This is a genomic window from Gammaproteobacteria bacterium (genome assembly GCA_011682695.1).
Taxonomy (GTDB): Bacteria; Actinomycetota; Acidimicrobiia; order Spongiisociales; family UBA4744; genus BMS3Bbin01.
The window spans coordinates 1-13,628 of sequence record JAACED010000073.1 but is presented as its reverse complement, the minus strand read 5'-3'; the positions used below and the strand labels follow the sequence as shown (position 1 = coordinate 13,628).

Here is a 13,628-nt window from a genome sequence, read left to right as displayed (position 1 = left end):
ATCTTCTAACGGGTTCTAGCGAGAATGCAGCTGAGGCGTCAGTGCTCCAGGTCTCGAAGGACCTTGCGCACGGAGTAGCGAACATCTGAAGAGAGCCGTGCGACGACGGCATTCCCGGGCTGGAACTCTCCCGAGGACGCGATCTCGCGAGCGAGGGTCCGCCGCACGAGCACACTCGAGTCCGAGGCGAGTCGCGCTCCCAGCTCTGGGCTCTGTCCTGGATCGCGAACCCACAACACCGCTGCCAGAGCGCGAAGCGAGGGGTTGGGCTGGCCACCCAGGAGTTCCTGACTCGCGGCGAGACGACTCCCTCTGAGCCAGGAAAGCATCGTGGCAATCCGATGTGTCGTGGCTTCGTCAGATGAAGCGAGCAGCGCAAGGGCCTGATTGACGACCGCATCAATCTCGGGCTGATTCGGCGCGAGCCGAGCGGCGGCCTCAAGTCCGTACGCTTCTAGAGGCCCGGGGGAGAAGCTGAATCTGAACCGGCTCAGAGGATGCGGTTCCTGGCGAAGATCAGGACTGAGGTCGGAGCTGGATGCCTCGCCCATGGCGAACCGCATCGCTCGCGAGTGCAGCTCAGCTCGAGTATCCGGTGAGAGTTCTGCACCCAGGATTGAGATCGCTTCCAATGCGTCAGCCCTGTTTGTGTCGGACTCCATGGTGTCTTCCGCGACCTCCATGAAGCGGTGGGCAGCCGCGTCGCGCTGCTCGATGGAGAGGAGGCCGAGACGCTGTGCATCCTGCGGCAAAGTGGTTCCGAACGTTACGGTGCCCACTTCCGGTCGAGGCCGCTTCATCACCCGGTTGAATGCATCCCCCGCTTGCCGTACGACCTCGGGCAGAGTGATTCCGCGGACAGCGAGGAGCAGACAGGCATGTTCGTTTCCTCGAGAGGCCAGGTCGCGGAGGAGAGGAACAGCCGCTTCCTCTGATGCCAGGAGATCGCCGGCGACCTTTAGCGCCGTATCCGACAGTGGTCCTTCCGTCGCGAGGGCTCGCCCGAGCTGATGGAGGGCTTCGTCCCTCTGTGTCTTGTGACCGCGGACGATTCCGGCGAGGGCTCTCATGTGGTCAGTGTCGGTGAATCGATAGGTGCCTGCGTCGCGTTCGACAAGGGGCGAGAGCAATCTCAGAGCGTCACCCGCGAGGCCATCCGGAGCGCGCTCCACCAGGGTGGCAAGAGCCGCGATAGCGGACGCCCAGAGCTCGGGAGCGGACCCACTCTGTCGAACCAGTCCGTCCGCGACAGCACGGGCGTTCCCAAGAGCAGCAGCCACGATCTCGTCCACGTGGTCGTCGGGGACCAGGTCTGCTTCAGCCGCAATCGCCCGGTAAGCGGCCGCCCGCTCCCAAGGACCCGACCTCGACAACTCCCGGCGCACGTCAACGTATGGTCCGTTCCGAAGAAGCGATTGAAGCTTCTTCTGGTCTCCAGCGCGGACGTAGTGTCGCGCCGCACGTTCCGGCTCGCCGGTCTTGGCGAATAGGTCTCCTAGAAACGTGTGGGCTTCGAATTCGGACCCCCAGTGGCCAGCGACAACACACTCACGCAGGTACCTGCGACCCGCATCTGCTGCTGCCGGATACTTCTCCTCGTGGAGGTATCGCAGAACCCTCTCCCTCGGGCTGGTGAGACGTCTGTACAGCCGCTGTTCGGAGTTTGCAGCGTTGAGCGCCTGGATTCTTCGGTAGGCCTCATTCACCAGATCGGAGATGGGCCCATATCTGATGTCCAGGTAGCGCGTCGAGTGGATCCACTCGCCTGCATCGTCGTTCGCTGTGAGAAGGACTCCACGCTCTATGGCCTGACTGAACGCGTCACGAGCAAGGTCTGGTTCGTTGTGCCAAGCGAGGTATCGACCGTGGCGCCCGAGGACGAGGGCAATATCCCAGGGGCTCAGAACGGGCTTTCGAACATCTGATAAGAGATCTGGGTGGCATGATGGGTGTGGTGTTACGCACCGGTCGGGCGGTGAGGGTCCGGTCGAACTGAAAGTAGCAGTTCGGTTGGTTGCTCGCCGTTCGGCGCGGATGCAACGCACCGCGACGTTGAACCAGCTCCGCCACATCGTGTTGACAGCCCCTGATGAGGTGCGGGTCCGTTTCAAGGGCCGTGTCAAGGCTGGACTCGTGTCCGAGGCGGCTGCGATGCGGCCCCGCAAGGGCCCGGACCCGGTGACGTATACGACGTTGGTGGTGATCCGCGGACTCGCCCGCCGCATCCGCGACTTCAACGACGAGATCGCCGGCATCGACCTACCGGCGGTACGGGCGGATCGTGGAGCTGCTGCGTATGTGCCTCAACGACTATTGCTACCAGTCGCTCTCTGGAGCCGAGGCTGAGCGGTGGCGTTCGGCGTACGATGCAGGCGACGTGTAGGCGTTCACGCGGCTGTGTGGCCCGCAGCTGATCGTTGAGGAGTACGGTGAGTTTCTTGGCTACTTCATGATCCGCAAGGGGGCTGCGTCACAGGAGGAGCTGAGAGCGGCGGCGACGGTCACCAAGAGACTGGCCTGCCGGCTGGCGCGACACGGCTACGTCGACGAGGATGCCGCCGACGGCGCTCGCGACCGGGCGACGGAAGCGGGGCGCGACCTTCCACGTGCGGACAGGCTCGGCGAGCACTTGTACCGCCTCGCCAGACAGACCCACCTGCCGGTGGTTCCCTCCTCGTCGCGGACGGGGATCTCGGTCATGACACCCGCTCGATCGTGGACGACGCGACACCCGCTTCCTCGCTCAGGCAGATCGCAAGGTCGAGCAGACTCGTCACGCAAGGGTCGGCGACCCGGTAGAAGACGTTGTTGCCTGCCCTGCGGGACGTGACGATCCCCTGGTCCACGAGCCGTGTCAGCTGGTTGGAGAGAGCCTGAGGGGTCATCCCCACCTGTCGGGCGAGATCCGACAGGTAGAGCTCGCCGGCGCGCTCCAAAGCATGAACGACCCGCAGCCGCCCTGCATTTCCCAGCATCTTGAACAGCTTCATGATCTGCTCGGCCTGGCCGGAATCGATCAGCGGTCGGTCCCTCAAAGCCGGCTTCGTGGGGTCGCACACGATCTGAACTTCCATGAACCCATATTACACGAGTACACGGAACCGTGTATATATGTCACTGGAGCTGTGCCCTTGCCGGCCAGCACCGACACGCCGGCAACAAGGCATCACCCACACAGAACGCGCACCGAATCCGTCCGCCGTCAATCCGGCCAACCGCTCGTGAACCGGCTGGGAGGATGTGTGGTTGCGCTGATCGTGGTGCATAGCTGTCGCCCTCGGCTGGAATCCACGGTTGGTCAGTTCCCGGGGTTCGCTCTGGCTCATGAACCGGCTGGCGCTCTGGAGAGCAGGGCTGTCTTTGGAATGACTCGCCAGCGGACCCTGTTCCTCCACCGGGCGATCGCCGGGAAGTTGCGCCGGTCGTCCAATGAGGTTGTGAGTCGGGCCCGTCGGAACCTTCGGCACATGATGGCCCGGCACCCAGGTGCCCATGTCTTGCTGGAGGAGTAGGTTCACCTCCTCGAGCCATCGGTCGACGAGATCGTGGATGTCCTGACCGACCCCGTCGGCGCATACCCGGGATCTCCGTCAGGTGACCCTGTTCGCCGGGGTGCTCACCGTCTCCGAGCGGGCTCGGGCGTACGCCGACGTCGTAGACAGCGAGGTGCAGGCGTGACCAGCGACGAGTTCGATTGCCGCCTTGGCGCAAGAGTGGGGGATCGGCTGATGAGGCAAGAATCGCCGGCGATCAAAGGCATGGTGGCTTGTCGGCTCATAACCCGAACTCTGCAGGTTCGAATCCTGTTGGACAACCCCTGGTCGCGCGGCCGTGTGGGTGTGGCGCTGCCGGCACTTCCCGCAGCGCTCCGATGTCGACCCTTTCTCGAAGGACTTGCCGAATCGCGGCGAGCTACTCGATGCTGAGGATCCTGGCGAGCCCCCACCGGAACTGCTCTATGGAGGCGGTGGTGGGGGTCACGTTGGAGGCGACTCCGGTGAGGGTGGGGTAGCTGCCGGGGTCGAGGCCGGCGGTCAGATCCCTCCATTGTGCGTGATAGTCGGCCTCGGACTGGAGATGAGTGCGGGGGATTTCCCAGAGAACGAAGCCGATAGTGTAGGTGAGCGCGGCGTAGAAGGTTCTGACCGCATGTTCGGGGGTGAGCCCACTGTTGTGCATGGTGCGCAAGGCGCGTTCGAGAGTGTCGAACACGGCGGGGATGGTGACGCGCCCGTCGGCGAGGAGCCGAGCGGAAGACGGGTGGGCGAGCGCCACCTGCCGGAACCGGTGGAAATACGTCCAGAGCTGTTGGCGCCAGTCGTCGATGTCGGGCATCTCGAGCCCTTCGAAAACCCTGGCTGCCATCAGGTCGAGCAGCTGTTGCTTGTTGGCGACGTACCCGTAGAGGGTCATTGTTCCAACCTCGAGTCTCGACGCCAGTGTGGGCATCGACATTCCCTCGAGCCCCACGTCGTCGGCGAGCGCTATCGCGATGTCAACCACCTGGTCCACAGTGAGCATGGGCGGGCGTCCTACCTTGGGCCGGCGGTCGTCTTCTCGGCAGCTCGGTGTCATCAGAGTATCCCTTCTGTGATGGTCGCTCGTCCAGCCGCTGCCTGAGAATGTAGTGGAAACGGTAGTCAATACGGAAACTCAGGTCGATCGGCTTGACAATCTATTGGCGTATGGCTTACGATAACTGTCCTGATTGAATAGAGGTGGTGGAAGTCTCACAGGGGGAATGGAATGGCGTATAGGCGGGTCATGATCACCGAGTTCGGTGGACCGGAGGTCCTCGAGGTTGTTGAAGAGGCAACACTCCCCGCGCCCGGTCCGGGTGAGGTTCGGGTGAAGGTACAGGCCACGAGCGCCTGTTTCACGGACACGATGGTTCGCAAGGGCGTCTACTACGGCCTGAAGGAGAAACCGCCTTTCCCTCCGGGCTATGACCTGGTCGGTGTGGTGGACGAGTTGGGCGAGGGTGTCACCAAGTTCGACGTTGGGCAATCGGTGGCGGATCTTACGGTCTGGGGCGCCTATGCCGAATACGTCTGTCGATCAGAGAGTTCTCTGGTTCCCGTGCCTGCCGGACTGGATCCGGGTGAAGCGGTCAGTCTGGTGTTGTCGTACGTCACCGCCTATCAGATGTTGCACCGTTCGGCGAAAGTGCAGCGGGGTCAGAGCATCCTGGTTCACGTCGGCACGGCGTTGCTTCAACTGGGAAGACTGGTGGGCTTGGAGATGTACGGGACGGCCTCCAAGTCCAAGCATGAGTTGGTCGCCGACCTGGGGGCAACCCCCATCGACTATCGGAATGAGGACTTCGTCGCTCGCATCCAAACGTTGACCGGGCAGGGCGTGGACGCTGCTTTCGACGCCATCGGTGGAGATAGCTTCAAGCGGTCGCTCACGTCGCTCGAGCCGGGTGGCACGCTGGTGGCCTACGGCTTCTACGACAATGCCATGGGCAGGGGAGGCAGCGTTCCTCTCGAGTTCCTGCGGGTCTGGTTGTGGAACTTCCTCCCGAACGGTCGCTCGACGGCCTTCTACCAGATCGGCGCGCTGCGCAAGAAGCACCCAGATTGGTATCGCGAGGACCTGGCCACGCTCTTCGACCTGTTGGCGCAGGGCAAGATCAAACCGGTCATTGCCGAACGGATGGAGCTGGAGGAGGCCGCGCAGGCACACCACCTCGTTGAGCAGGCCACCGTGCAGGGCAGGATCGTGCTGATGGTCAACGTAAGCTGATCGGCTGGGAGGGATTCCGAGTACCCGGTGCGGACCTTCCAGCCGGGCACCCTCGTGAGGACCGGGCCGATCCGAGTGTCCCGGACCCTCGGTCCCTGAGAGGACCTGCAGTCTCGACGCCTCGTAGATCGCTTGTCAGTCGGTTGAGAGGGTCGCCGACATCGATATTGGAGCGGCATGAAAAGCCAAAGGCGGGACTGGCTGCATCCACAAGACCCTGACGGTCCGTGTGGAAGACGGAACCATGCTTCGCGGCGTCCTCGAGTTGAAACTTGCAGGCGCGCCTTGCACAAGCCGGAGCGATCCTCGAGGGTGTATACCTCGATCGCACGTCCATCGCGCAAGGAAGTCCGATACGAGGGGAAAGAACGTGAAACGATGCGAAGCCACATCCCTGTCTGAGCAGACGGTTTATGCATCTCCCAAGGTCGGCGGGTCGGATCGTTTCTCATAACCCGAAGGTTGCGGGTTCAAATCCCGCCCCCGCTACGAAGAACCCCCAGGTGAGAAGCCTGGGGGTCTCTTGTTGGCCTCGACAGTCGCTGCCGCCCGGCTGTCGCACTGGTTGTCATCGTGTGGGCTGACGCTGCGGCACGGGCCGGACCGGTTCGTCGGTCGCGGTGTCGCCGGTTGGGCTGGCGAGTGCCCGTTCCGGGGAAGTGAACAGGTCGAGGACGTCGGGTGTTTCGAAGATGCGGTAGCGCTGTTTGCCGACGTTTCGCTGTCTCAGGATTCCCGCGTCGGCGAGACGGTTGACGGCTGCTCCCGCAGCGACGTCGGAGCGGCCGATGAGCCGGGCGGCCGAGGCCACGGTCAGGAGCGGGACTCCGGGGAGGACGTCGATGAGCAGATCCAGAGCCGATCGCTTTCGGACGGTGCCGAGCCTCGACCGCCACTGGTGGACCAGCTCGTCAATCCTCGTGGCGTAGATTCGAGCGTCACTGCATGCTCGGAGGATGGCGCCGGCGAAGGTCCGCAGCCACGTGTGGGAGGCCAGGGACCGCTCGGGACTGTCGGCGGGATGGGTGTGCCGGAAGGCGGTCAGACCGGAGATGTAGTCGTCGGACCAGGTGGCCAGGGCGAGACTGATCGGGGGAACGAACGCGGGGGAGAGTCCTCGTCGTCGGAGGATGACGTGGATCAGTGCCCGCCCGGATCGCCCGTTCCCGTCGGCGAACGGGTGGATGGTCTCGAACTGGGCGTGGGCGATGGCGGCCTGGGTGAGGGGCGAGTGCTCGTCGCCGTTCACGTACCCGATGAGGTCCTGGAAAAGGCCATAGACCTGTTCTGGTGGTGGCGGGACGAAGACCGCGCTGCACGGGTCGTAGGGACTGCCACCTATCCAGTTCTGCCGTGCGCGGACGACGCCTCCGAGTTCGGGTCTCGGGGAGCGTTCCATCAACACTCGGTGGATCTCCAGCAGATCGGACACCAAGATCCGCCCGGCTTGGAGCGCCAGTTCGATGGCGGACTCCATCGCTGCGATGTTGCCAAGGACCTCGACCGCGACACGATCGGTGCTCTCGCCACGCTGGGCGAGGACAGCCTCCGCCTCGACCAGCTGTCGTGGCCCGGCGTCGAGTCCCTCGATCTTGGAGGAGGCGACCGACTCGGCTCGGAGGAGGAACCGGGCGAGACCCTCGAGGCTTACATGGCTCGTCCCGGCCTCGTTCAGGTCCCGGATCGCGGTCTCGGCGTCAGCGATGTCGGCTGCCAGGTCGCCAGGCAGGGTGGGGTTCCATCCGGCGAGGAGATCGGGCAGGTAGGCGTCGTAGCTGCAGCCTTGCCGGTCGCGGCGGGTCATCCCCTCGAATCGAGGCTCCCATCGTCTCCGTACGTACTCGGCCATCCTTCGACCCCCATGCCGTGTAGCTAAAGTTAGCCGAAAAGCTTAGCTTAGGGAAGTGTTAAGTAAATGAACCTGGAATAGTGGCTACGGGGATTGGCTGCTCTACTCCTCACCGCACCCCACGCTACCTGCCTGTCATGTATCTAATCTAAAGATTCTGGTTAGTATCGGTACATGACTGACGTGACAGGCCCGCCCGGACCGCGCGAGTTGGCTGACTGGTTGCTGGCTCGTGGTCGACACTGGGTGACCACGAGCGAGGCCGCTGAGCTTCTGGGGATCCCGGAGCGCCATGTGGCACCGTCGTTGGCTCAGTCGCGGCGCCGCGCGTATCTGTTCAGCCCAACGACGGGGCTGTACGTTGCCATCCCACCCGAGTTCCGCTCCTGGGGTGCCGTCCCGGCGGCCCACTTCGTGGATCCGATGATGCGCCATCTCGGCCACGACTACTACGTGTGCCTCCTATCGGCGGCCGAGATCCACGGGTTCTCCCATCAGCGTCCTCAAGTCTTCCAGGTGATGACCCCAGCGCGACTTCGTGCTCGGACATTCGGGCGGGTCCGAGTCGAATTCATCACGTCGGTGCATACGTCGGATCGTCCTACGGATGTCGTCAACACGCCGACCGGGACGATGCGTGTCTCTACCCCGGAGGCCACCGCGCTTGATCTCGTTTCCTTCCCAAATGCGAGTGGGGCCTTGTTCAACGTGGCAACCATCATCGGCGACATGCTGGTTGAGGATGCTCTCGATGTTGGTCGTCTCGCCGAGGTCGCCTCCGGCTATCCGGTGTCGATCGTTCAACGCACCGGATGGTTCCTCGACTACATGGCCGGGCAGGTCGACGTGGCAGTCGACACCGAACCACTGGTACCTGTTGCGTCGGCACGGGTCACGCCCACTCCGCTGGATCCCGGCCACGGCCGATCTGGGGATCTTGATCGGCGCTGGAATGTGATCGTCGCCGAGTATCCGGATGAGGAGTCGCCGTGATCCCCGAAGCGGCGATCACCGAATGGGGCCGCACTGTGCCGTGGCCGACGGTGGAGCAGATCGAGCAGGACCTGGTGCTGTCCCGGCTCATCGTCGAGATCGCCAACGACGACTATCTCACGAGCTGGTGTTTCGAGGGGCACCTGTTTGCACAAGCTCCATGCACCTGAGCCGCTCCGCTACAGCGAGGACCTCGACTACGTCCGCAGCACCGGCGGCGGAATCCGCGGCCTCACCTGGGCGGTCACCCGGATCGGGGACCGACTCGGCATGGAGGTGCGGACGCTGGCCTGCGTCGCCGAGGAACTGGCGCTGCACATCATCATCGAAGAGACCGAGGCGCTCCTCAAGGTCCGGGGTGAGGAGACGGACTTCGGTGATGTCCGTAGCTGACCTTCAAGGACGAGGACTACCTGATGCTGTACGACATGGCGTGGGACGGCATCGAGGACTCAGAGTTCGGACGGGAACTCCGGGTAATGAACCTGGTCTTCGACGAGTGGTTCGCACCGTTCTACGAGAACGTCCAAGTTCACCCCTACGTCGAGTCGGACTCTTCGTCCGGCTGATCGGTCACCGCCGCGGCGATGAGCGCACGCATAGGTTGTACCTCAAAGATTGGTCGTGGACCTTCGCTGATTCGGCGTGCGTGGCGAGGAGGCCGCCGAACAAGCCAAGGTATCGCGTGATTGAGATGCAACGAGTTGACTACCGTCGAGCCAACCGGCGGGGTAGGCTGACACGCCGCTAGGAGTTCTGTGGCCGACACCGTTCATCAACTGAAGATCACCCTTCGCTCGGTGAAACCGCCGGTGTGGAGGCGCATCCTGGTGAAGTCAGACATGACCCTGGGCGAGCTGGCTCCAGTCCTCGAGGCGGTGATGGGTTGGCTGGGTGGCCATCTCCATGTGTTCGATGTCGAAGGAACCTGGTACGGCAGTGCCGATCCCGACTGGGACAGCGACAACCTCGACGAGAACAAGTACCGGCTGAGCGAGGTTCTACCCTCGGTCGGTGACAAGATGCGATGGAACTACGACTTCGGAGACGGCTGGGAACACGACGTTCTGGTGGAGAAGATCGCCGGCGTCGATCCCGGCGCCGCACTCTCGGTGTGCCTGGCGGGGAGACGGGCATGCCCCCCTGAGGACTGTGGCGGACCTCCGGGCTACGCCGACCTGTTGGCGGCGCTAGCCGATCCGCGCCATCCCGAGCACGAGGAGTTGCGGAGGTGGGCTCCTTCGGACTTCGACCCCGCCTCCTTCGATGTCGAGGATGCGAACCTTGCGCTGCGGTCGCCGCGACCGTTCGAAGGTTGGTGAACCCCTGGTGGCCGCATCAGCCCCGATCGGGAACGTAGGGACTGCTCACGCAGCCGCAAGGGACTCGGGTGGGTCAGTGGCTTCAGAAGACTCGAACTACTTCTCCGTATTCCGTGCATTTGCCCAGAACTCTCGGAGGGTGAGCATCGCCTGGTCGATGCTGGCTTCGGCAAGTCCGAGTTCGTCAGCGAAGGCGGGATAGTCCTCGTTCCAGAAGAGGGGCGGATCGGGAAGCTCGTCCGGGAGCGGGTGGGTGTCCCGCACCGCGAAGACGTGTCGGGTGGCAGTCATCGCTCTTGCCGGGTCGAGCTCACTGTTGATGAAGACGACCATGTCGGCGAGGTCTTTGACCCTGGTGTTGTCTCGGTCATCCCATGGTCGGGTCATCGCGTGGATCTTCTCGGCGAACTGCTGGGCGACATCGGCCGCTTCGACCTCGAAGCCCTCGAAGCCGGCAAAGGACAGCAGGGAGGTCAGGGGCAGCATCTCAGTACTGGTCAACTCATCGGTCCTGGCGACGACGTCGATTCGAACCGTGGCGAAGTTCCTTCCGGCCAGGTCGGCGGAGATGCTGAAACGCCATCCGGGGCGGCCTGCTTGGTCCGGCTGGAGGGGGTTGGGCTCCGACACCTCGAACAGGAAGCCGTCACCCGTCGGATCGGTCGACACAGCAGCGCTGAGGCGTTGATGGGCCTCGGTTGCCCCTTCCGAGTCGGTGCGAAGGTTGAGGTCGAGGTCCCTGGTCATGCGGGCCGAGTCGCCGATGCGTAGCTCGACCGCCATGCCACCCTTGACCACCCACATTCCCGGCTGGCTCGTGGTCAGGCGGTACAGGATGCGTTCGAACACCACGCGACGACGTAGGCGATTGAGGTCCGTGTCCGTGTCTCGCGCCTGATTGAGGAGGCGTTGCTCGAGGGCCTGACGGAAGGCGGCCACAGACTCGTAGGTCACAGCGCACCAGCCCCGCGAAGAGCCCTTTCCATCCGAAGTGCCTCCCGGTGTCCTCGGCGTTCGGCCTCCCGTCTCAGTTGCTGCGGGGCGGTGTGAGGGGCTCGCTCGCAGACGTTTTTCACCACCTCGGTGAGCTGTTCAAGGCTGAGTTCGCCTGCTGCCGAATCAACAGCAGTTCGGAACGGAGTGGTAATCCGATATCCCTCGCGATCCCATACGTCGCCGTCGGCTAGCTCTTCGTGATGGAGGACGACACCCTTTGCCTTGGCGCGAAAGCCTGGTGGCACGGTGAGGTGCACCCGTCTCGGGTTCACGTCTGCGAGGTCGTGGATCGAGATAGCGGTGTCGTAGGAGGCCACCCCGAGCTCTCGGCTCCACAGCGTCCATCTAACGAGGTCGTCGTGGTCACCTACGGGCCATTCGGGGAGGCGGTAGATGCCCCGGGCGACGCGCTGCCAGTTGCCGTGCTGGGTGTGATAGGTCTGGGCCGGATAGGAGTATCCGAGGTCGAGCGCCTGCGCAGCGGTGAAGTAGCCGCTTTGGGTAGCGGCCAGACGACGGAGTTTGCGCTGGAGATCGCGGCGGTCGATCGACATCTCGGTAGCCCTTGTTGAAGGTCGGCGCTTCATTATCGCACAAAACTTCAACTTATTTGAAGTATTAAGCGGGTTCCGAAGTATTGCTGCGCTCTTCACCGCCTCCGGGGGTGGTGATACTGGTCGCCGTCGAACATGGACTCGGAGCGTACGATCGCCCCTCGACTTCTAACGGATCTTCTAACGGATGGGGCGGCATGAGGGGTTATCCACAGGCATCAGCCATCATGCCGATTCCGCGAAACCCCAGGTAGCAGGCACTATTGAGCAACAACGAGAACCAACCAGTAACCCCGGAAAGCAACTCATAACCCGAAGGTCGCGGGTTCAAATCCCGCCCCCGCTACGAAGGAAACCCTTGGGACACCTACATTCCTGAGGGTTTTCTCGCGCCGGCCCATCGTTCATTTAACGGATCTTCTAACGAGAGCAAATGCATGACGGGCGGAGGTGACCACGCTCGTTGAGACTCCCCAGACCTGCTCACTGGAATCCCTCGCCACGGGGTCTTGTCACGGCATATCCGATAAGATATACTACGAGTGTGTCGATAGTGAGAGATCTCCGCGAATCCGCTGAATTGACTCAGGCTGAGTTGGCTGAACGGGCAGGTACGTCGCAGCCGACGATCGCCGCATACGAGTCGGATCGGAAGAGCCCGACGTTGCGGACCCTGAAGCGGCTCGCGCAAGCTGCCGGCCGGGAAGTGGCGGTTTCGTTCGTTCCGCCGTTGACGAGGGAGGAACGTCGAAGTCTGGCGTTGCATCGGGCGATCGCCCGCAAGCTGCGGGAGGTACCCGACGAGGTGCTGGTCCGGGCTCGGCGTAATCTCGCTCGCATGATGGAGCGGCATCCGGCTGCCCGGGGACTGCTCGAGGAGTGGGCCGTGATCCTGGAGAGGCCCATCGACGAGATCGTCGAGATCTTGACGGATCCTCGGCCCCATGCCCGTGAGCTGCGCCACGTCACTCCGTTTGCCGGGGTGTTGACCGCCGCCGAACGGACACGGGTATACGAGGAGTTCGCTCGAAGCGAGGCGCGGCGTTGACCAAAGACGAGTTCGACCATGCGATCCGGGCGGCAGGTGCGGTGCTCGGTGTGTCTGAGGTTCTGGTGATCGGCAGCCAGGCGGTGCACGGATCCGTCCCCGGGGACCTGCCTGAGGAGGCGCTACGGTCGGTAGAGGTCGATGTTGCCGTGTTTGGTGATGTGGATGGGGCCAAGGCCGATCTTCTCGACGGGTCGATTGGCGAAGCATCGATCTTTCACGAGTCGTTCGGGTTCTACGCGCAGGGTGTCGTGGAGACGACGGCCGTGTTGCCCGAAGGATGGAGGGAGCGCCTGGTGCGGTACGAGTCGCCGGGGACCGGTGGCGTCGTTGCCTGGTGTCTCGAGCTGCATGATCTGTGGGTCTCGAAGGCAGTCGCCGGGCGACCCAAAGACATCGAGTTCTGCCGCGCCTTCCTCGACCAGGGCACGGTTCGGGCACGAGTGTTGCATCGCCGCCTCGCGGCAACTGTCGGCTTGGACGATGCGGTGCAGGATCATGTCCGTAGGCTCATCGGCCCCACCAAGGACTGATTCTGGAGCAGGGGACGAATCTCGATCATTGAGGTGAAACCCGTGTCAAAGGAACGAGGATGGACTGAACGGCTCCGACGAGAACAGGCCCGGAGGCACGGTCGTTGAGCGCTGGACCTGGCGACACATCGGCGGACATGATGGCACGCCGGCGGATCTAGGAGGTCGGCTCATAACCGGAAGGTCGCAGGTTCAAATCCCGCCCCCGCTACGAACGCAAACCCCAGAGGCAAACCCGACCGGATCAACGCCCCGTCCTAAACCCACCGCCCAGTGTCGCGGAGGAACCGAAGCCAGCGGGTCGTGCGGGTACCGAGACTTGACAGCCTGTGATGCTGACCCGTGTTCGGGTTGGTGAAAGGACTGGCAGTGACGGAAGCTACGAAGCCGGCGTTGAGGAGGAGCCGGAGGAGCGATCGATCGTTGACCCACACCGGGGGTTCGTCCGGATCATCGGACTGCACGGCACGCTCGTGGGAAGGTCGACCCCGGCGACTCCACCAAGGGCTCCGCCAAGACGAGCGACTCTGGGACCTCAGCATCGAGATGACCGGAGTCGATCCCACGATCCGAACCGGGCAGTCC

The 13,628-nt window shown here is 63.3% G+C and carries 16 protein-coding genes; 9 read left to right on the top strand and 7 right to left on the bottom strand.

What is annotated here, in order from left to right:
• Positions 1-38: 38 nt before the first annotated feature.
• Positions 39-1,706: a hypothetical protein gene (locus GWP04_11210; protein NIA26120.1), complete on the bottom strand. Its 1,668-nt coding sequence runs from the start codon at positions 1,704-1,706 to the stop codon at positions 39-41.
• 328 nt (positions 1,707-2,034) lie between these two features.
• Here GWP04_11210 and GWP04_11205 point away from each other — a divergent pair, with 328 nt between their 5' ends.
• Complete coding sequence (locus GWP04_11205) at positions 2,035-2,346, top strand: hypothetical protein (protein ID NIA26119.1); 312 nt, start codon at positions 2,035-2,037, stop codon at positions 2,344-2,346.
• A gap of 124 nt (positions 2,347-2,470) precedes the next feature.
• On the opposite strand, the gene GWP04_11200 is transcribed toward GWP04_11205, so the two are convergent.
• The 3 genes from GWP04_11200 to GWP04_11190 all read right to left on the bottom strand — a co-directional run bounded on the left by GWP04_11200 (position 2,471) and on the right by GWP04_11190 (position 4,521).
• Entirely contained in the window at positions 2,471-2,656 is a 186-nt protein-coding gene (locus tag GWP04_11200) for a hypothetical protein (protein NIA26118.1), read from the bottom strand.
• Between the two features lie 40 nt (positions 2,657-2,696).
• Entirely contained in the window at positions 2,697-3,074 is a 378-nt protein-coding gene (locus tag GWP04_11195) for a metalloregulator ArsR/SmtB family transcription factor (GenBank protein NIA26117.1), read from the bottom strand.
• An 838-nt stretch (positions 3,075-3,912) separates the two neighbouring features.
• The gene (locus GWP04_11190; GenBank protein ID NIA26116.1) at positions 3,913-4,521 is read right to left on the bottom strand and encodes a TetR family transcriptional regulator; all 609 of its coding nucleotides are present in this window, start codon (positions 4,519-4,521) and stop codon (positions 3,913-3,915) included.
• A 225-nt stretch (positions 4,522-4,746) separates the two neighbouring features.
• Here GWP04_11190 and GWP04_11185 point away from each other — a divergent pair, with 225 nt between their 5' ends.
• Positions 4,747-5,748, top strand: coding sequence for a zinc-binding dehydrogenase (locus GWP04_11185; GenBank protein NIA26115.1), 1,002 nt, complete (start codon positions 4,747-4,749; stop codon positions 5,746-5,748).
• Positions 5,749-6,316: 568 nt separating this feature from the next.
• Here the strand turns inward: GWP04_11185 and GWP04_11180 are convergent.
• On the bottom strand, positions 6,317-7,597 hold the full coding sequence (locus GWP04_11180) for a Fic family protein (protein ID NIA26114.1): 1,281 nt from the start codon (positions 7,595-7,597) through the stop codon (positions 6,317-6,319).
• A 174-nt stretch (positions 7,598-7,771) separates the two neighbouring features.
• Here GWP04_11180 and GWP04_11175 point away from each other — a divergent pair, with 174 nt between their 5' ends.
• From GWP04_11175 to GWP04_11155, 5 genes are all read left to right on the top strand, one after another.
• A complete protein-coding gene (locus GWP04_11175) occupies positions 7,772-8,590 on the top strand; it encodes a hypothetical protein (protein ID NIA26113.1) in 819 nt (272 codons plus the stop codon).
• Entirely contained in the window at positions 8,587-8,760 is a 174-nt protein-coding gene (locus GWP04_11170; GenBank protein ID NIA26112.1) for a hypothetical protein, read from the top strand. The genes GWP04_11175 and GWP04_11170 overlap by 4 nt, the downstream gene beginning before the upstream one ends.
• On the top strand, positions 8,738-8,983 hold the full coding sequence (locus tag GWP04_11165) for a hypothetical protein (GenBank protein ID NIA26111.1): 246 nt from the start codon (positions 8,738-8,740) through the stop codon (positions 8,981-8,983). Before GWP04_11170 ends, GWP04_11165 begins: the two co-directional genes overlap by 23 nt.
• A gap of 23 nt (positions 8,984-9,006) precedes the next feature.
• Positions 9,007-9,159 (top strand): hypothetical protein, encoded by a 153-nt coding sequence (locus GWP04_11160; GenBank protein ID NIA26110.1) that lies wholly within the window; start codon positions 9,007-9,009, stop codon positions 9,157-9,159.
• Between the two features lie 189 nt (positions 9,160-9,348).
• Positions 9,349-9,912, top strand: a complete 564-nt coding sequence (locus GWP04_11155; protein ID NIA26109.1) for a plasmid pRiA4b ORF-3 family protein — start codon at positions 9,349-9,351, stop codon at positions 9,910-9,912.
• A 96-nt stretch (positions 9,913-10,008) separates the two neighbouring features.
• Here the strand turns inward: GWP04_11155 and GWP04_11150 are convergent, their stop codons facing one another.
• Positions 10,009-10,866 carry a nucleotidyl transferase AbiEii/AbiGii toxin family protein gene (locus GWP04_11150; protein NIA26108.1) on the bottom strand — a complete coding sequence of 286 codons (858 nt, stop codon included), beginning with the start codon at positions 10,864-10,866 and terminating at the stop codon, positions 10,009-10,011.
• Positions 10,863-11,462 (bottom strand): hypothetical protein, encoded by a 600-nt coding sequence (locus tag GWP04_11145; protein NIA26107.1) that lies wholly within the window; start codon positions 11,460-11,462, stop codon positions 10,863-10,865. Before GWP04_11145 ends, GWP04_11150 begins: the two co-directional genes overlap by 4 nt.
• Positions 11,463-12,006: 544 nt before the next feature.
• Here GWP04_11145 and GWP04_11140 point away from each other — a divergent pair.
• Together GWP04_11140 and GWP04_11135 are read left to right on the top strand one after the other, a co-directional pair.
• A complete protein-coding gene (locus GWP04_11140) occupies positions 12,007-12,510 on the top strand; it encodes a helix-turn-helix domain-containing protein (GenBank protein NIA26106.1) in 504 nt (167 codons plus the stop codon).
• A complete protein-coding gene (locus tag GWP04_11135) occupies positions 12,507-13,043 on the top strand; it encodes a hypothetical protein (GenBank protein ID NIA26105.1) in 537 nt (178 codons plus the stop codon). The genes GWP04_11140 and GWP04_11135 overlap by 4 nt, the downstream gene beginning before the upstream one ends.
• The last annotated feature ends 585 nt before the right edge of the window (positions 13,044-13,628 follow it).